At 61.7% G+C, this 18,338-nt stretch carries 17 protein-coding genes; 12 read left to right on the forward strand and 5 right to left on the reverse strand.

Translation table 11 applies throughout. From position 1 onward, the window contains the following. Window positions 1–176: 176 nt before the first annotated feature. Window positions 177–1,994, reverse strand: coding sequence for a methyl-accepting chemotaxis protein (locus tag ATY80_RS21570; RefSeq protein WP_088694354.1), 1,818 nt, complete (start codon window positions 1,992–1,994; stop codon window positions 177–179). A gap of 318 nt (window positions 1,995–2,312) precedes the next feature. Between ATY80_RS21570 and ATY80_RS21575 the strand changes: the two genes are divergently transcribed. From ATY80_RS21575 to ATY80_RS21585, 3 genes are all read left to right on the forward strand, one after another. Further along, window positions 2,313–2,699 (forward strand): acyl-CoA thioesterase, encoded by a 387-nt coding sequence (locus tag ATY80_RS21575; protein ID WP_028744706.1) that lies wholly within the window; start codon window positions 2,313–2,315, stop codon window positions 2,697–2,699. A 211-nt stretch (window positions 2,700–2,910) separates the two neighbouring features. Next, window positions 2,911–3,357 carry an SRPBCC family protein gene (locus ATY80_RS21580; RefSeq protein WP_088694355.1) on the forward strand — a complete coding sequence of 149 codons (447 nt, stop codon included), beginning with the start codon at window positions 2,911–2,913 and terminating at the stop codon, window positions 3,355–3,357. After that, the gene (locus tag ATY80_RS21585) at window positions 3,350–3,682 is read left to right on the forward strand and encodes a metalloregulator ArsR/SmtB family transcription factor (protein WP_189637237.1); all 333 of its coding nucleotides are present in this window, start codon (window positions 3,350–3,352) and stop codon (window positions 3,680–3,682) included. Before ATY80_RS21580 ends, ATY80_RS21585 begins: the two co-directional genes overlap by 8 nt. 27 nt (window positions 3,683–3,709) lie before the next feature. On the opposite strand, the gene ATY80_RS21590 is transcribed toward ATY80_RS21585, so the two are convergent. Then, on the reverse strand, window positions 3,710–4,063 hold the full coding sequence (locus ATY80_RS21590) for a DMT family protein (RefSeq protein WP_088694357.1): 354 nt from the start codon (window positions 4,061–4,063) through the stop codon (window positions 3,710–3,712). 268 nt (window positions 4,064–4,331) lie between these two features. Here ATY80_RS21590 and ATY80_RS29755 point away from each other — a divergent pair, with 268 nt between their 5' ends. From ATY80_RS29755 to uvrB, 6 genes are all read left to right on the forward strand, one after another. Then, the gene (locus tag ATY80_RS29755) at window positions 4,332–4,856 is read left to right on the forward strand and encodes a hypothetical protein (RefSeq protein ID WP_245306913.1); all 525 of its coding nucleotides are present in this window, start codon (window positions 4,332–4,334) and stop codon (window positions 4,854–4,856) included. A 73-nt stretch (window positions 4,857–4,929) separates the two neighbouring features. Beyond that, entirely contained in the window at window positions 4,930–5,565 is a 636-nt protein-coding gene (locus ATY80_RS29760) for a hypothetical protein (RefSeq protein ID WP_245306914.1), read from the forward strand. A gap of 355 nt (window positions 5,566–5,920) precedes the next feature. Next, window positions 5,921–6,319 carry a VOC family protein gene (locus ATY80_RS21600; protein ID WP_088694475.1) on the forward strand — a complete coding sequence of 133 codons (399 nt, stop codon included), beginning with the start codon at window positions 5,921–5,923 and terminating at the stop codon, window positions 6,317–6,319. Window positions 6,320–6,781: 462 nt separating this feature from the next. Continuing rightward, window positions 6,782–7,264: a hypothetical protein gene (locus ATY80_RS29765; RefSeq protein WP_245306915.1), complete on the forward strand. Its 483-nt coding sequence runs from the start codon at window positions 6,782–6,784 to the stop codon at window positions 7,262–7,264. After that, window positions 7,155–8,093: a hypothetical protein gene (locus ATY80_RS21605; protein WP_245306916.1), complete on the forward strand. Its 939-nt coding sequence runs from the start codon at window positions 7,155–7,157 to the stop codon at window positions 8,091–8,093. Before ATY80_RS29765 ends, ATY80_RS21605 begins: the two co-directional genes overlap by 110 nt. A 161-nt stretch (window positions 8,094–8,254) precedes the next feature. Then, the gene (gene uvrB / locus ATY80_RS21610) at window positions 8,255–11,182 is read left to right on the forward strand and encodes an excinuclease ABC subunit UvrB (RefSeq protein ID WP_088694358.1); all 2,928 of its coding nucleotides are present in this window, start codon (window positions 8,255–8,257) and stop codon (window positions 11,180–11,182) included. A gap of 608 nt (window positions 11,183–11,790) precedes the next feature. Here uvrB and ATY80_RS21620 read toward each other — a convergent pair. Together ATY80_RS21620 and ATY80_RS21625 are read right to left on the reverse strand one after the other, a co-directional pair. Beyond that, complete coding sequence (locus ATY80_RS21620) at window positions 11,791–13,290, reverse strand: mechanosensitive ion channel family protein (protein ID WP_088694359.1); 1,500 nt, start codon at window positions 13,288–13,290, stop codon at window positions 11,791–11,793. A 364-nt stretch (window positions 13,291–13,654) separates the two neighbouring features. Continuing rightward, complete coding sequence (locus ATY80_RS21625; protein ID WP_088694360.1) at window positions 13,655–14,761, reverse strand: transposase; 1,107 nt, start codon at window positions 14,759–14,761, stop codon at window positions 13,655–13,657. 628 nt (window positions 14,762–15,389) lie between these two features. Here ATY80_RS21625 and ATY80_RS21630 point away from each other — a divergent pair. The 3 genes from ATY80_RS21630 to ATY80_RS21640 all read left to right on the forward strand — a co-directional run bounded on the left by ATY80_RS21630 (window position 15,390) and on the right by ATY80_RS21640 (window position 16,823). Then, the gene (locus ATY80_RS21630; protein ID WP_088694361.1) at window positions 15,390–15,869 is read left to right on the forward strand and encodes a hypothetical protein; all 480 of its coding nucleotides are present in this window, start codon (window positions 15,390–15,392) and stop codon (window positions 15,867–15,869) included. Window positions 15,870–15,973: 104 nt separating this feature from the next. Next, entirely contained in the window at window positions 15,974–16,177 is a 204-nt protein-coding gene (locus tag ATY80_RS21635; protein WP_088694362.1) for a hypothetical protein, read from the forward strand. Window positions 16,178–16,610: 433 nt separating this feature from the next. Continuing rightward, window positions 16,611–16,823, forward strand: a complete 213-nt coding sequence (locus tag ATY80_RS21640; RefSeq protein ID WP_007533154.1) for a cold-shock protein — start codon at window positions 16,611–16,613, stop codon at window positions 16,821–16,823. A 405-nt stretch (window positions 16,824–17,228) separates the two neighbouring features. Here ATY80_RS21640 and dusA read toward each other — a convergent pair whose 3' ends face one another. Next, on the reverse strand, window positions 17,229–18,257 hold the full coding sequence (gene dusA / locus ATY80_RS21645; protein ID WP_088694363.1) for a tRNA dihydrouridine(20/20a) synthase DusA: 1,029 nt from the start codon (window positions 18,255–18,257) through the stop codon (window positions 17,229–17,231). Window positions 18,258–18,338 lie beyond the last annotated feature (81 nt).

Below are 18,338 nucleotides of genomic sequence, written 5' to 3' on the forward strand. Positions count from 1 at the left end.
GCACCTGCGCCCCGCCTCGCTCACGTCACCATCAAAGTCGGCAGGCGATCCGCTACGGGACGCCATGCACCTTACTATCTGAAAGCGCAAACTCAAGGGACGCACGAACAGGTAGGCTCCATACAAAAAAGCTCCCGATCACTACCGGGAGCCTCCGCTTGTTGCCAATCCGCCGTTCAGGCGGCGCGGGACATCCGCCTCGTGCTGTTGCCACTCGCGCGCAGCTTGAAATTGGCAAGCAAGGTGCTCAACTGTCGGCTTTCCTCGGCCAGTGTCTGGCTAGCAGCCGTCGTTTCCTCTACCATCGCGGCATTCTGCTGCGTCATCTGGTCCATGTGGTTGACCGAGGTGTTGATCTCGTTGAGGCCCGTGGCCTGTTCGCGCGCCGCCGTGGCGATCGAGACGACATGGTTGTTGACGCGATTGACCAGCTCCTCGATTTCGAGCAGCGCATCACCAGTGGAGCGCACCAGCATCACGCCGTTGCCGACTTCGCTTGCCGAGGTGCTGATCAACACCTTGATCTCCTTCGCGGCATTGGCGGACCGCTGCGCAAGCTCGCGCACTTCCTGTGCGACGACGGCGAAACCGCGTCCCGCCTCGCCTGCACGTGCGGCTTCGACGCCGGCATTGAGCGCGAGCAAGTTCGTCTGGAAGGCAATCTCATCGATAACGCCGATGATCTGGCTGATACGGTTCGATGAATCCTCAATCCTGTTCATCGCCGTGACCGCATTGCGGACGATGTCGCCCGACTTGCCGGCGCTGGTCTTGGTTTCCGCCACCATCTCGCGGGCTTCCGCTGCACGTTCCGAGGCGGTCCGCACGGTCGCGGTGATCTCGTCGAGTGCCGCCGCCGTCTCTTCCAGCGCAGCCGCCTGTTGCTCGGTGCGCTTCGACAGATTGTTCGTGGCCTCGCTGATATCGCCGGCGCTGCCGTTGACGACGCGCGTCGATTCCGCGATCGCTTGGATAACGCCGTTCAGCGCATCGACGGCCGAGTTGAAGTCGGAGCGCAGCTTGGCATAGTCCGCACCGAGATCGCCGATGGACACGGTCAGGTCGCCGGCAGCCAGTTTCTCAAGTCCGGCACCGAGCGACTGGATGGCAAAGGTCTGGCGATCCGCTGCCGAGCGCCAGTTTGCCTCGTTGCCGCGACGCTCCTCCTCGATCTGCAACTGGTGCTGACTCTCGCGCTCGCGCATCAGCACCCGCTCGCGGACGGAATCCCGCAACACAAGGAGAGATTTCGCCATTGCGCCGATCTCGTCGCGCCGATCGTGATCGACGATATCGGCGGCGTCGCGTTCCTCGGCAATCGCGTTCATCGCGCCCTTTAGCCGGGCGATCGGCGACGTCACGCTACGAACGATACCAAAGGCAACGCCGATGATGATGATCGCCCCGATGATGCAGGCACCGGCAGCCCAGATCGCGTTCTGGCGATAGAGCGCTGCAAGATCATCGGCATAGACACCGGTGCCAACCACCCAGCCCCAGGGCTCGAAGCCGACCACATGAGAATATTTGAGCACCGGATCGGCCGCACCCGGCTTCGGCCAGTAATAATCGACGAAGCCTTCGCCACTCTTCTTCACGGTATTGGCGAACTCGACGAAGATGAACTTACCGGTCGGATCCTTGTTTTGGGACAGGTCCGTTCCGTTCAGCTCCGGCTTGATCGGATGCATGATCATCGTCGGATGCATGTCGTTGATCCAGAAATAGCCGTTGCCACCGTAGCGCATGGCCGAGATCACGTCCTTCGCCGCGGTCTGCGCCTGCTCCCGGGTCATGGCGCCGGACTGTTCCAGCTTGTAGTATTTTTGGAAGATGGCGATCGCGGTCGCATCCATTTGTGCAAGACCTTGCTTGCGTTCGCTCTCCAGCTTGGAGTGTGAATAGTTGAGGAAGAATGTGATGGCGAGTACCAGAATGGTCAGCGCCAGCCCCACGAGAGAATAGAGGCGGGTGGAAATCTTGACGTTACGCATTGAGCCCCGGCAGTTCAGAATTTGATCATAATGAAATACTGCTATGTGGGCCTTACCGGATCGTGAATGTAAATTAGAATCTGCTTAATTACCGTAGGGTGAGCATTCTTGCCATTGGCCCAATTTTCTATGCAAGGCATTGATTTTTATCGATAAGGGAAAGCCGATACAAACCGCGCTAGGTAACTTCTCGTAGAACCATAGTAGCAGATCCAGCGACGAACCGACCGTCTCTCGACAGCACCGCGTTTCGCTTCCGAGCCTTCTGCGCTACGGTCCTTCCGGAATCGTTATCCCTTTCCCGAACAGGAGCCCTCCATGACCGACAACGCCAAGCCGAACGGCGCGCTGACTCTTCGCACCGTGGCGATGCCTGCCGACGCCAATCCGGCAGGCGACATTTTTGGTGGCTGGGTCATGGCGCAGATGGACCTTGCCTCGGGCATCATGGCTTCCGAGCGTGCCAAGGGCCGCGTTGTCACCGCTGCCGTCAAGGAGATGGCCTTCGCCCTTCCCGTGAAGATCGGCGATACGCTCTCGGTCTACACAACGATCGTGGCTGTCGGTCGCACCTCGATCACGCTCTCGGTCGAGGCATGGGCGACGCGCGCCCGCTACAACAACATGGAACAGGTGACGGCGGCGACCTTCATCATGGTCGCGCTCGACGAGAGCGGAAAGCCGAAGCCGGTCCCCGCCGAGTAGGCGATGGAGGCGGTCGCTTCGCCCGGGTCTTTCTCGACATCAAGGTGGTGATGGGGATGGTGATCTCGCTTAGCCTGGCGCGGCTGCTGACTGGTCTACCAGGTCAGCTTCATTTTCCGCATCTACGATGTCCTCGGCCAAGAACACGCAACTTTTTGGTTGCCATTTCGCTGCTGTCATGCGATAAAAAGGCAACCAGGAGGTTGCTTATATGTCTGATCGCATCGAGAAGATCATCGAACTGAATGCTCCGGTCGAACGCGTTTGGAAGGCCATCACCGATCACCGTGAGTTCGGCGAATGGTTCCGCGTCCAACTGGACGGCCCCTTCGTGCCGGGCGAAAATTCGACAGGCCACATCACCTATCCCGGCTACGAGCACATTCGCTGGCAGGCGACCGTCAAGCGCATGGAGGAGCCTGAGCTCTTTTCCTTCGCCTGGCATCCCTACGCCATCGATCCTGATGTGGACTATTCCGGTGAGCCGCCGACACTCGTCGAATTCCGCCTCGAACCGACGCCGTTGGGTTCACGCCTGACGGTTACGGAATCGGGCTTCGACAAGGTCCCGCCGCACCGCCGGGAGGAAGCCTTCCGCATGAACGACGGCGGCTGGGCCGAACAGATGAAAAACATCAAGGAATACGTCGATCGATAACGTCGAACCCCACCGCGAGAACGCGGCAATCCTGTTCGCCGCCCTCGGAGACCCAACGCGCCTGTCGCTGCTGACGACCCTCAGCGATGGGCGCGAACGCTCGATTGCAGGGCTTTCGGTCGGCACTGTGCTCACTCGGCAAGCGGTGACGAAACACCTGCATGTGCTGGAACAGGCCGGCCTCGTCCGCTCCACCAAGGTCGGGCGGGAAAGCCATTACGCTTTCCAACCCGATCGCATCGGCGAGATGCGTGCTTATCTCGACGGTGTCTCACGACAATGGGACGACGCACTCGAGCGCCTGCGCGCCTTCGTGGAACGATAGGCACATCGCGCCAGCTAGCGGCCAGGTCTAGCCGCGAAAAATGAACGATGCGCCGATCGCAATCAGGGCGAAACCGATGACATGGTTCCACGTCAGGCTCTCGCCCAACCAGAATACCGAAAAGCCCGAGAACACGAGCAGCGTGATCACTTCCTGCATCGTCTTCAGCTGTGCCGTCGAATAGACTGCCGAACCGATCCGGTTAGCCGGCACAGCAAGGCAGTATTCGAAGAAGGCAATCGCCCAGCTGACGACGATGGCGATAAACAGCGCCGCGCCCTTGTGCTTAAGATGGCCATACCAGGCGAAGGTCATGAAGATGTTGGACGCGAAAAGCATGACAACCGGCCAGACGGCGGTTGGGTTGAAAACAAAGGGCATGTGTGATTCCCGAAGTTGAAACTGGCGGCAGCATGTATCGCCAAATTTTCACTCTGCAAGGGGCTGCGCCGACTTGCCGCCTCAAGGCAGCACACAGGCGGCGGCAGCACTCGCAAGCCCCTCGAAACACAATCAGTGGTTGATATTGATTAGTGTGAATCCGCAGATCGACAGTCCGATACGCTGCAGCGGAAGGAATTGCCGCAACACCGCCCCGCGTCGCCGGTCCGGATCGCCTTTACCAGTCGTCTGCCGGAGGGGACGCGCCATGGACACAATCACAGATATAGGCAAAACCAGTTTGACCGGAGTGCTCGCGGCTCTGGCGCAAGCGAAAATGAAGATCGGCCCGATCGTCGATGCCGGCGGTACCTATACCGTCACCTGCGACCTCGCATTATCTTCCTCGGACGGAGCTAGCCTTAGCGAAACTCTACCGAGCACGCCGCCCGTCGCCAACATGGACAGCCCTGCCCCACCCACCCGCCGGCGCGCATGGACCGTTCGTCCACGCCCGCGCGACGCACCAAAAACGATCCTCTATACCGACGCGGATGGCCGCGACGAAATCCGCGAAGGCGGCTCCCGCTCCTGGCGCAACTGCAACCCGGGCAATATCCGCAAGGGCGATTTTTCCATCAATTGCGGCGCCATTGGCGACGACGGCAGTTTTGCGATCTTTCCAGACGAGGACACGGGAAAGGCGGCGGTCATCGCCCTGCTCCAAACGACTTCCTACATCCAGGACACTCAAGGACGCTATCTTCCGCTATGCGCCCCCGAACGAGAATGAGTCCGAAGACTACGCGCAGTTCATCCACGACAATACAGGCATTGCGCTGACGGCGGTCCTTGCCGGCCTGAAGATGGACGACTTCCGCAAGATCGCGAAATTCATCCAGATCATCGAGGGATGGAAGCCAGGCACGATCAGGCCGAATGCGCCGCCCGCACCACTGATCGGTGCGACCCTCAGTGTGGCGTCGTCGGCGGCGTCGGCAACGCAGGACTGGATGACCATCGCGCGCCGCGAAGCCGCCCTTCCCGTGCGCGAACGCAGTCAGTGGCCGGATCCCGGAGAAAACCCACGCATCCTTAACTACTTCGAAGTTTGCGCACCGTGGTTCGAGGTCGCCGGTGGCGACGAGGTTGATTGGTGTGCCGCCTTCGGCAATTACTGCCTCGTTACCAGCGGTCACATCGGCACCGACCATCCCGGTGCACGATCCTTCTCCCGGAACAAGAAGAATCAATTCCTTGTGTTGAAGGGGCCGAAACCAGGCGCCATTGCGGTTCGCCGCTATGCACCCTTCGCTGATCCAAGTTGGGCTACCGGCAACGGCCATGTTGGCTTCGTGGTCTCCTGGACGAACACTGCAGTAACGCTACTTGGCGGCAACCAGGGCAATACTATCTGCGAGAGGACATTTCCGTTGATCGAAATGAACGGAGCCACGAAAGAATCCGAATTCGTTCGCTTCCTGATGCCGGTCATCGTTTGAGGCTCGCCCTGCCTCAGGGTTCCGGTGTTCGACAACAAATACCATTAGCAACCGCTGGCGGCGGCCCGCAAGCCGCCCCGCATCCCGGCGATCCGGAAGGACAACAACGGACCGGGCGACCGCTGTTTCAATCATTCGGCCCTTGAGGCTGCGGCGATCAATCGAGGTGTTCGCCGCCGACGGCTGGCATAACACCAAAGCTTTTTGGCCGTTGCAGCGCCTCCAGCATGCTGCCCTCGGCAAAATGATTTCCATTTTTCCATTCCGCGACACTTTTCAAGTGATAAAATGGACGGTGACGTACAACGGCGACGCCTTCAGGCAGGACGCGCCTGCTGAGCGATGGGAGGAGGAAATGTCGGAAACGACCGTCAATGTCCGTTACATGGTCGATGATGTCGAGGCAGCCATCACATGGTACACGACTCATCTGGGCTTTTCAGTTCTGTCAAACTACGCCCCCGCTTTCGCGGATGTGCGGCGCGGAGCGCTGCGACTGTTGCTCAGCGGACCGACGAGTTCGGCGGCACGACCGATGCCGGACGGCGCACAGCCCCGATCCGGCGGTTGGAATCGTATACATCTCATCGTCGACGACCTGCCTGCGGAAGCGGCACGCCTGCGCACCGCCGGCGTCCAATTCCGCAATGACATCGTCACGGGACCGGGCGGATCGCAGATCCTGCTGATAGACCCGTCCGGAAATTTCGTTGAACTCTTTCAGCCGGCACTGCGTCTCGAACGTCCACAATAATACCCCTGTACCATCCCATTTGCCGTCGTCGCCCCCAATCGGCAATCCGTCCAGTGGGCGCACACGGTTGCAACCACCGCGTTCAATATAGTGCGAACGCCCCCAGTCTGGCACGGAATTTCCGCCAAGCATCTGCTTCTAAATAGCTATTGCGGTGAACGGTTAACTATGAGACAAGTATTAAAAGTTGCATATGCAGCCCACACAGCAAGCACAATAGATCACAGCTATACCGGCAATGTGCCCGTCAGACATCTGGCGGCGATGATACCGCTTGCGAAAAATCGATGAATTAAGACCTGAAACACGTTGCACGACGACAGTAGATCAATCGTCGGTCTGAACAGTTTCCGCCATGCGCATTGACATCCTAGGCCGGCAAGCCCCTGTGGAGGAGAAGCCATGTCTTTTGATCTTACTCAGCCGCTCTCTTGAGAGAGCGCGGCAAGAGACGCAGCCGTGATGCTCGACGAACTCCAGCCGAACATAGTCAAGGAACACACGCGCGAATTCCTGACCATCCTGTTCCTGAAATTCACCGATCCGGCCGGCGGCTGCACGCTGCTGAAATCCGCCCGGGCTCACCTGATGGAGGTCAAGGCGTTCAAGGCCGCCGGCACGAAGGGCACTCCCTATATCGGCGTCGGCATCACGCGCGACGGTTACGCGGCTCTGCAGATCCCCGACCCGAAGATCCCGCAGGACGGCCTGTTCCTCGCGGGCATGAAGAACGCCGCGCTGAACGACCCAGCCCCGGCGAGCTGGGACCCGCATTTCCACGCCGTCATCCTGGTCGGCGACCAGATGTCCGGGCCGCGCAACAAGGCTTGCGGCCGTGCATCATCTGATCCAGGCCGCCCACGGCGTTCAGATCCTCGGCGAGGAAAACGGCCACGGCCTGCACAACAAGAACGGCGACGGCATCGAGCACTTCGGCTATGTTGACGGCCGCAGCCAGCCGCTGTTTCTCACCGAGGAAATAGACGACGAGCGGCTGACCGCCGACGGCACCGGCAACTGGGACCCGGCCTTCGGGCTGAACCGCGTCATCGTCCCAGACACCGCGGCGCCCGATCCGGCGAAGCATTTCGGCAGCGACTTCGTGTTCCGCAAGCTCGAGCAGAACGTCACGCTATTCAAGAAGCAGGAGAAGGCACTGGCGAAGCGGCTGAAACTGAAGGGCGACGACGCCGAACGGGCTGGCGCCATACTGGTCGGTCGCTTCGAGGACGGCACGCCGTTGACAGCCCAGTTCGCTGACGGCAACCACCATCCCGTTCCCAACGACTTCAACTACAATAGCGATCCGAACGGCGCCAAGTGTCCATTCTTCGGCCATATCCGCAAGGTCAACCCGCGCGGCTCTGGCGGCTTCGAACCGGTGAATGACGAGCGCCTGCACATCATGGCGCGGCGCGGCCAGACCTACGGCGTGCGCACCGATCAGCCCAATGACGGCCGGATCGACAACAAGCCGAGCAAGGATGTCGGCCTGCTGTTCATGGCCTTCAATGCCGACATCGCGCAGCAGTTCGAGTTCGCGCAGGGGGCATGGGCGAACAATCCGGGCTTTCCCCGGCTGCCGGCAGGTGCAGGTAGCCCCGGTCTCGACCTGGTGATCGGCCAGAGCCCGACCCCCCGCCCCGATATCCACTGTCCGGTCCAATGGGGCGGATCAACGGTGACCACCACGACGGCACCGCCTCAGGCAGTGACCATGAAGGGCGGCGAATACTTCTTCATGCCGTCGCTGGCTTTCTTCCGCAGCCTCTAGGTACGCCGATCTCACGGTACGAACACCGCTGACCCCTGTGCCCGGCGGGTCAGGCTGCGAGAGCGAGACCGAGGCCGAGCGCGGCGAAATCGGCAAAGTCTGTTTCCCTTTTGTACTGTTTGCCTCTTCACTTTCCCAATGACTCTCGCCATATTCCGGCCATGGCCAAAACTCCGAAGAAATCCACCGCCCCGAATGGCTTCGAGGAAGCTCCGCAGTCGTCCTTTGGCGCTCCCCTGTCCGGCTCGGTCGCCGACTGGGTGAAGCAGCTGGAGGCCGATGCCGAGGCGTCAAGCGTCGAGACGCAGCGCCAGATCGCCTCGAAGGCCGGAAAGCACCGCAAGAAGGTAGAGATCGCCGCCTCGAAGTCGGCAAGAGGCACGTCCATGGGCGGCTCGACCGACCCGAAGACCCGCGCCGCCGCCGGCCTCAACCCGGTCGCGGGCATGGATACGACGCTGGAGGAAGCCGCCTCGCTGCAGGCCGGCACCGCCGTCACCGCCACAGTCGACGCGCTCGCCAAGCTGATCGAGAGCGGCAACCCGCTGCACAAGAACGGCAAGATCTGGACGCCGCACCGCCCTGCCCGGCCGGACAAGTCCGAAGGCGGCATCGAGATCCGCATGAACAGCGAATACCAGCCCGCCGGCGACCAGCCGACCGCCATCAAGGACCTCGTCGAGGGCCTGGACAATGGCGACCGCTCGCAGGTCCTCCTCGGCGTCACCGGCTCCGGCAAGACCTTCACCATGGCCAAGGTGATCGAGGAAACGCAGCGCCCGGCCCTGATCCTGGCGCCGAACAAGACGCTCGCCGCCCAGCTCTATTCGGAGTTCAAAAACTTCTTCCCCGACAACGCGGTCGAGTATTTCGTCTCCTACTACGATTACTACCAGCCGGAAGCCTACGTCCCGCGCTCCGACACCTATATCGAGAAGGAATCCTCGATCAACGAGCAGATCGACCGCATGCGCCACTCGGCAACGCGCTCGCTGCTCGAGCGTGACGACTGCATCATCGTCGCCTCCGTCTCCTGCATCTACGGTATCGGCTCGGTCGAGACCTATACCGCCATGACCTTCCAGATGAATGTCGGCGACCGCCTCGACCAGCGCCAGTTGCTCGCCGACCTCGTCGCCCAGCAATACAAGCGCCGCGACATGGATTTTCAGCGCGGCTCCTTCCGCGTCCGTGGCGACACTATCGAAATCTTCCCGGCCCACTTGGAGGATGCCGCCTGGCGCATCTCCATGTTCGGCGACGAGATCGACGCCATCACCGAATTCGACCCGCTGACCGGCGCCAAGACCGGCGACCTGAAATCGGTGAAGATCTACGCCAACTCGCACTACGTCACCCCGCGCCCGACGCTGAACGCCGCCATCAAGTCGATCAAGGAAGAGTTGAAGCACCGCCTCGTCGAACTGGAAAAGGCCGGCCGCCTGCTGGAGGCTCAGCGCCTGGAGCAGCGCACCCGCTACGATCTGGAAATGCTCGAAGCCACCGGCTCCTGCCAGGGCATCGAGAACTATTCGCGCTATCTGACCGGCCGCGACCCCGGCGACCCGCCGCCGACGCTCTTCGAATACGTCCCCGACAACGCCATCGTCTTCATCGACGAAAGCCACGTCACCATCCCGCAGATCGGCGGCATGTACCGGGGTGACTTCCGCCGCAAGGCGACGCTCGCCGAATACGGCTTCCGCCTGCCCTCCTGCATGGACAACCGGCCGCTGCGCTTCGAGGAATGGGACGCCATGCGCCCCGACACGATCGCCGTCTCGGCTACCCCGGGCGGCTGGGAGATGGAACAGTCAGGCGGCGTCTTCGCCGAACAGGTGATCCGCCCGACCGGCCTGATCGACCCGCCGGTCGAGGTCCGCTCTGCCCGCAGTCAGGTCGACGACGTGCTCGGCGAGATCCGCGAGACGGCGGCCAAGGGCTACCGCACCCTCTGCACCGTGCTCACGAAGCGCATGGCCGAGGACCTGACGGAATACCTGCATGAACAGGGTGTGCGCGTCCGCTACATGCACTCCGACATCGACACGCTCGAGCGCATCGAGATCATCCGCGATCTCCGCCTCGGCGCCTTCGACGTCCTCGTCGGCATCAACCTTCTGCGCGAAGGCCTCGACATTCCCGAATGCGGCTTCGTCGCCATCCTCGATGCCGACAAGGAAGGCTTCCTGCGCTCCGAAACCTCGCTGATCCAGACGATCGGCCGCGCCGCGCGTAACGTCGACGGCAAGGTCATCCTCTATGCGGACAACATCACCGGCTCGATGCAGCGCGCCATGGACGAGACCGCCCGCCGCCGTGAAAAGCAGGTCGCCTACAACGAGGAACACGGCATCACGCCGGAAAGCGTCAAGGCGAAGATCTCCGACATCCTCGATAGCGTCTACGAACGCGACCACGTCCGCGCCGACATCTCGGGCGCCTCGGGCAAGGGCTTCGCCGACGGCGGAAACCTTGTCGGCGCCAACCTGCAGGCGCATCTCAACGCGCTGGAAAAGCAGATGCGCGACGCCGCCGCCGACCTCGACTTCGAGAAGGCCGCGCGCTTGCGCGACGAGATCAAGCGCCTCAAGGCCGCCGAACTCGCCGTCATGGACGACCCGATGGCGCGGGAAGAAGCCCGCTCGCAGGAAGGCGGCGGCCGCAAGGGCGGCAAGCCGGCCGCAGGCGGGGCATCCCTCTTCGCCAAGCCCGGCCTCGACGACATGGGCCCGGGCACCGACACCGCAACGCCGCTCTTCCGCAAGCCCGCGCTTGAGGCGATGGGCCGCGACGTCGCCGACCCCGCCTCCTCGGACTCGACCCGGGGAACGAGCCTCTTCCGCCGCAACACGCTCGACGAAATGACCGTCGGCCGCACCGAGAAACCGGTCACCGGCCACCTCCCTGACAAGCCTGACGCCGCCAAGAGCACGAAGCGCTTCTCACCGCTGCTGGAAGGCCAACCGGACCACGACGACGTCCGCCCGCTGGTGCGCGGCAAGACGGGCGTCGGGAGCTACGAGGATCCGGCCGAGCAGAAGCGCAAGGGCCGCACCAAGGGCAAAACAGGGCGGCCGGGCCGGTGAGCGCCCTCATGCCTGCGGGTCATCCGCCTGCCCGTCATCCCGGACTTGATCCGGGGTCCAGCGCACTCAAGTCCTTGAGAGCGAAAGACTCTCTTGCGCCCACAGACGCGGCGCTGCTGGATGCCGGGTCAGCCCGGCATGACGGAAGGGTAGCGACGAGCGTACCAAGGAAAACTTTGAGGCCGGAACGCCGACCTCTCCCTCGCCGTCACCCCGAACCTGATCCGGGGTCTCCGCCGATTCCTGTCTCGTTCTGATGAATTAGTCGCCAACGTACAAAATCAGAGCATCATCCGCTGTGCTGAAGTTCCATAGTATAGATCAAGCTCGTGCGATTTCTGCTTGTTGGCTTATCTTGGCTGACTGTACCGCTTTTTTTCACCGGCAGGAAAGACTTGCCTTCATCTTCAGACCAGAACGCCGTTTCAAAGATATCGAGAGGCGACGCCCCAAACCCCGGACAAATGCCAAAGGTTTTCGGCGATCTGCGTGCCTGTGATCCTCCCATCGCAATGCAGGCAGAACCACACGTCGGACTCCCCGCGGCCCAGCGGGTGCCGTACCACACCGCGAAAGGTCGGGACGGCGCTGAGGATGCTCTGGCGAGGTTACGAGCGGTGTCGCCGTTGGTCTTCGTCGCGCGGGCTCTCAGAAATTTTTCGCAGAAAACTACGAAGCTTCGACAGAAACATCTCGGGCGGTTCAGCATAGTCGGCCTGGCGCGCAACTACGTCCCTGCGGTTCAGTTCCTGCCCTCTGCGAGCCAATACTTCTAGGCTCTTGACCAGATCCGGGCGCGCCGCAATAGCGTCCCCTACGCCCTTTCTGTCGAGGCGGTAAGCGGTCACGGGCGTCAATGCGGTAGCCGTTGCTGCGTAGGGCGTTCCTGTAATCATGCCGATTGCCCCAAGGCTTCCGCCCGGCCCCAATCTGAAGATCACTTCGGTCGAACCCGGTAGGCCATCAGTAATCTCGACGGTACCCGATGCCACGATGAACAGCACTTTCGGATCGTCACCCCGCTTCATAAGCTGATCGCCGGCGGCGAACCACACTTGGACCAGTTGGTCCGCCAAGAGACTTCGATCGGCATCGGCGAGGACTCCGAACCAATCGGATTCCTGGAGAAGGGCTGCCGCCGTTGGGACTTGTAAGCGCCCTTCGATCGGGACGCCCGGAACGGCAAGCGCAATGCCTGAGTGCCGGAGATGGGATTGGATGTGGCCCAGCAGTTCAGTCCGAGCCTCCACGAACACTTCGATGCTGGGAATTGTAAAGCTGATGTCATAGGCCACGCCGTCGCCCTGAAGCTCGGAGCGGGCCACGCTTGGAGGCGGCGTCGCCGATAATAACACGCAGGTTTTGACCGCCGCGTTCAGAACCGCCATGCAGCGATCGGGCCGTTCATTTGCTGCGACCCTCACCGTGATGGAAACGCGACGCACCTTCGTCGGCAAACTGTGGTTCACCAGACGCGCCTTTGCCATCACGCTGTTGGGGACGATGGCGACGTCCCCGTTCAACGTCGCGATATGTGTCGAACGCCAATTTACCTGTACGACGCGGCCTTCGATCCCGCCTTCCACCCAGACCAGATCGCCGGGACTATAGGGGCGCTCTATCCCGACCGCGACCCCTGAAAATACGTCTGACAAGCTGCTCTGAAGTGCTAGGCCCAACACGATCGCGATGACGCCGGAGGTGGCAAGGAGGCCACCGACCGGCACGGCGAAGACGAAATTGACAACGGCGAACAGGGTCAGAAGATGGATGAGGCCAGCCATCAGATCGGAAACGATCCGCGTTTCTCGCGGCTTGGTCTCAAAGACCACCAACAATCGGACAATGCCAATTGCGCATTGGGCGGCAACGAGCCACCATCCGATCTCAATGACTTGCTGCCATACTCGGTCGCCAGGCTGGGCAGCATCAAATTGCGGGGCAAACGGCGAGCCTCCCATTTGCAGTACCGCATAGGTGAGAGCGACGAACACAGCCACCCGCCAGGCGGCTCTCGCCCAGAGCGGCCATCTTCGCGTGATCCACGGCACGATCATGGCGGCAAACAACAGCAGGGTTGCACTAATCTGGGCGGCTTCTGTTGTCATATGATCCCCATCGATAGAAGCCGCGGATGCGGGCTTTCGTAGCCACGAGCCAGGGCTATGTTGACATCGCCCCACCGCCGGAACAAGCGCTGGCGGCTTGCGAAAACCTCAGGCTTGGCTGCGGCCCGGACCATGGTGGCCAGAGCTCTTATGTCCGCTTCTTAGTGTTAGTGTCCCCTTGGCTGACGGTCGGCTGTCGGCCCCAAATCCGTTATAGCTCCACACGAAGCCTATGTCTCCTGTTGGCGGATACCGTTGAAAAACTCGTCGGACTGGCTGCTCATCCGCCTGCTTCTGCTTTTTGGCGGAGTAGGTATGCCACTCTGCCCCGCGCCCCAGCGCAAGGTATCGGTCTATGCTGCTCTCATGCGGCAATCACGCCATGTAGTGGCCTGAGTTTGGCCAGCCTCCGGAGGTTTTGTGCGGTTGCGGCAAGCAGGAATTCGTCCCGCGCACCACATGGACCTCGTAACCTCAAACGCGCCATGCGGAGAATCCTGAGGTGAGCGAAGAGCATCTCGACCTTCTTGCGACGATGCCGGGACTGCTCGTATTGGGGTGTGGCAGCAATCGCTCGGGCGACATCGCGGGCATCTTCGTTGAGATCACGCGGTATTTTGCGTAAAGGCATGTTCGGGCAGCATTGGGGTTTCAGTTCGCAGTGATCACAGTCCCTTTTGCTGGCGCGGTAGAGCCGCGTCCCCTTGGCTGTGATACCCGATCTGGGCGTTGCGTAGGTGCGGTGGAACTGCTTCAGCTCCTTGCCTGCCGGGCAGATGTAACGATCATTTTCGGCTTCCCAGGTGAAGTCGGAACGCGAGAAGGTGCCGTCTGTCCGGTTCGATTTGTCGAAGACGGGAATGTGCGGGGCGATCTTCTTCTCCTTGACCAACCAAGCGAGATTGTCGGCGGAACCGTAGGCGCTGTCGGCGGCAATATAGCCCGGCCTCAAGCCGAAGCGGCTCTCTTCTTTGGCTTCCCATTCAGAGCCGGGCACCGAGCGCTGCTTGTTGGCGTCCGCTGCGATCAGGCTGGCGTCGACCGCAAATCCTTCCGCGCCGACCAGTCCCTGCGCAAGGCAGCGCTCGACCACTGTCTCGAACATATGCCGCCGGATGTCGCTCTGCCGAAACCGGCCATGGCGGTTCTTCGAGAAGCTGGAATGATCCGGCACCTTACCGTCCAGTCCGAGGCGGCAGAACCAGCGATAGGCAAGATTGAGGTGAACCTCTTCGCAAAGGCGCCGCTCCGAGCGGATACCCATGGAGTAGCCGATGATCAGCATCCTCATCATCAGCTCCGGATCAATCGAGGGACGACCGGTGCCGCTGTAGAAAGGTCTCAACTGTGCTCGGACGCTGTCGAGTTCGAGATGCCGGTCGATCCCGCGCAGCAGGTGGTTGGCGGGAACGTGATCATCAAGGCAGAAGTCGTAGAAGAGCTGCGCTGGAGCCACCTGACATCCCATCATTCGCCTAATCCTCTGCAAATCACTCAGAGGATTGAATCACGCGTCTCAAGCACCGGCAATGCCGAGTTTTTCAACGGTATCGGCGCGAAGCGGACGCCGGTGATTGCGGATAGCGCGCACTATTCTTCCAGAAAAATCAGTCGTTCACTCAAGATTCCATCCCCGCCCCTCACCCCCATGCCATCATCCCCTCGTCCCGTCACGGATACACCGCAAGGCGTTGCGCCGAGTCGGGACCGGCGCGGGGTGAGAGGGTAGGACGCAAAAACTCACACACCGGGTCCGCAGAAAATGGTCTCCCTCCGGGGACGGCGGCGCCCGCGCGAATGCGGCGTCGAGTTGAGCCCAGGACGGCCTGTGTGGCACACATGGCCCCCAGCGGAAGCGAAGCTTCCTCGGGCAAGGCCGCAGAGGGACCGGAGTTGCGGGCATAAACCGCCGAACGGGGCGCTCGACAGCGCCATTTTGCACTTTTCAGATGAGGCTCTTTCGAGCGCGCCGTCCGAACTATACCGCCCGCGAGGGCCGGCAAACCGATGCAAGGATCAAACCACGGGTGAAACCAGCCGCGTGAAGGCAAAGCCGCGCGCCGCCGCCGGCGGACGGGCGCAGAGATGGAGGGGCAGACATGACGGGATCCGCAGACAAAACGGGCGAAGGGACGATGAGCGAACGGGAACACCGCATCGGCGACTACGGCACGCTGAGCCTGCGCCTGCGCACCGCCGAGATGCTCGGTCTGCCGGCGAGGGTCTGCGGCGTGCGCAACTGCCGCCGCAAGAGATCCTGCCTGCTCGTCTTCACCCACAACAGGCTGCCGCTCTGCTACACCATGCTGACCGACGAGGAACGCAAGGCGCATGACGAGTTCTTCGATTTCGCCGCCAGCGTCTACGAGGCGGCGCAGTCCGGCCACCTCTACCGCCTGCTGCTGAAGCACAGGCCGGAATATCACCAATCGGTGACCGAGATCGTCCGCCACGCCCTGCCGCCCGGCCATCGCGCCCATGGTGGCCTCGACGCGATCGAGAGGATCGAGGCGCAGATTGCCAACGCAGCCCCTCGCGCCGGGATTGCGGCCGGGCAGCGGCCGCACGACGCCCCCTGACACCGTCAAGGCCGGCCGCCACGCGCCTGATGGGCCGCGGCTCGTTAAACTTGCATCAATCCCTGCGTGGCATATCTGCCCCGGCAATGCGAAAGGAGACATGCATGGCATTCGTAGGCTTCAAGAACACCCACAACAACGCGATCTATGTCAATCCGGCGCAGGTCCTTTACGTCTCGGCCTTCGAGGAAGATGTCACCATCATAGCCTACGCCGTCGCCGATGCCGGCGGCAAACCGGTGGTCTCGCACGTCCGCGGCAGCGCCGATTTCGTGCAGCACAAGCTTGGCGGCGGCGCCGCCCGTTAGGATTGCACACGTCTTGCGGATACGCCCGAGAAAGGGCTCGCGGCGCGGCAGTGCCGTTCCGGCACAGTTTCCGGAAACGGGACAGCAACATCTGTGCATGGTTACCAATCGTCAAGTGTCTGAATCTTTGGCGATTCCCGCTGCCCAGAATCGCGTGCCACAATATTGCCGCTTGCCTTGTGCTTCGAATGCTGTCACCAAATGCGGCTCTCGGGCATTTGCATGCCGGTGACTGGACTGATGTGGTAAAGCTTTCCGGCAGGAAGGCGGCGTGGGGGGTACCCGCGTGCGTAGACGTTCTTTCCCCGTTCGTGAACTACTCGACTGACCCTTCGCGCGTCGATTTTTCAATGAGAACGCGCGAAAGCTAAAGCCGTTCATTTCCTCTCGGGGGGATGGATACCAGACAGACTAAGGGAAAAGGACTATCCCAATGGCCACTAAGGGCACCGTAAAATTCTTCAACCAGGACAAGGGTTTTGGTTTCATTACGCCGGAAGGCGGCGCGAAGGACGTTTTCGTCCACATCTCCGCGCTGCAGGCTTCGGGCATCCAGTCGCTGCGCGAAGGCCAGCAGGTCACCTTCGACACCGAGCCGGATCGCATGGGCAAGGGCCCGAAGGCCGTCAACATCTCGGCTAACTAATCTGAGATTTCCTGTTTCGGCAGGATGGAACGGCGCTCCGCGAGGGGCGCCGTTTTCGTTTGCGGGCATGGTGGCCGGATCGGCCGGCAAGGGATGCTCCAGGTGGCCTTCCACGGACATGCCCTCGCGGACACGAATATCCCCGCTCTCCGCAACGGTGCGATACTTGCTCCGAAGATCCGCACTTCCGCACGTCCGGGAACCAGGTGCGGACCAAGGCGAAGGAGATGAGACGGGCGCATGAGTACAGACGTCGAAGAGGCTTTTTCCGCGCAAGGGCGCGCGTCGCCAGCTTTTCTTTAGCCGGCGTGAGAATGCCATCTCGAACGGAGTCCAGCCCGGCAGCCAGGGCACAGCTTCGCCGCCCGCTGCTCACAGGTCAGCGGCGCATCGCGCAGCACCAAGCTAGGCGCCGACCGCTTCGCGTGCGCCTTCGAAATCCACCGCGGCAAAGGCGGCCGCGATCACCTCGGGCCCCGCCCCCGTCTTGACCGCATCGGTCGAGAGGATCTGCCGATAGCGCCGCGCACCCGGCAACCCGGTAAACAGCCCCACCATATGCCGTGCCACCTGCTGCAGCCTGCCGCCGTTGGCGATATGGCGCTCGGCATAGGCCATCATCCAGTCGCGGATCGCGCCCCAGTCGGCCGTCTCCGCCGCCGCGCCGTAGAAGCGATGGTCGACATCGGCGAGAAGAGCTGCATTCTGGTAAGCCGCGCGCCCGAGCATGATGCCGTCGATGTGGTTCAGATGATCAGCTGCCTCGTCGAGCGTCTGGATGCCGCCGTTGATGCCGACGAAGACATCGGGCCGCGCCTCTTTCATGCGGTAGACGATCTCGTAGTCGAGCGGCGGGATCTCGCGGTTCTCCTTCGGCGACAGGCCCTTCAGCCAAGCCTTGCGCGCATGGATCCAGACGGCATCGACGCCGGCATCGAGCACCCGGTCCAGAAGATCGGGCAATGTCACCTCCGGATCCTGCTCGTCGACGCCGATCCGGCACTTCACCGTCACTGGCACGTCGGCCACTGCCTTCATCGCCGCCACGCAGGCCGCCACGGTGTCGGGCGTCAGCATCAGGCAGGCGCCGAAAGTACCGGATTGGACCCGGTCGGAGGGACAACCGACATTGAGATTGATCTCGTCGTAGCCGTAAGGTGCCGCGATCCTGACCGCCTCGGCAAGCTTCGCCGGATCCGATCCGCCAAGCTGCAGGGCCACCGGATGCTCCGCCGCATCAAAGGACAGCAGCCGTTCGCGTGGCCCATGGATGATCGCGTCGGCCACGACCATTTCCGTGTAGAGCAGCGCCTTGCGGCTGATCTGCCGGTGGAAATAGCGGCAATGCCGATCGGTCCAGTCGATCATCGGCGCAACGGCGAAGATCGGCCGGCCGGTTTTTAAGGCCTCGGCGTAGAAATTGGATGTCATCATGCCGCGCTCATAGCCTAAAGGCGGGCGAAACGCCAGTTTTCCCCGCGCAAGGCAGCAATGTTAGGATATGCAAGGCAACGA

Origin of the sequence: Rhizobium sp. R711 (genome assembly GCF_002211365.1) — a bacterium.
In the GTDB taxonomy this organism is placed as follows: domain Bacteria; phylum Pseudomonadota; class Alphaproteobacteria; order Rhizobiales; family Rhizobiaceae; genus Rhizobium.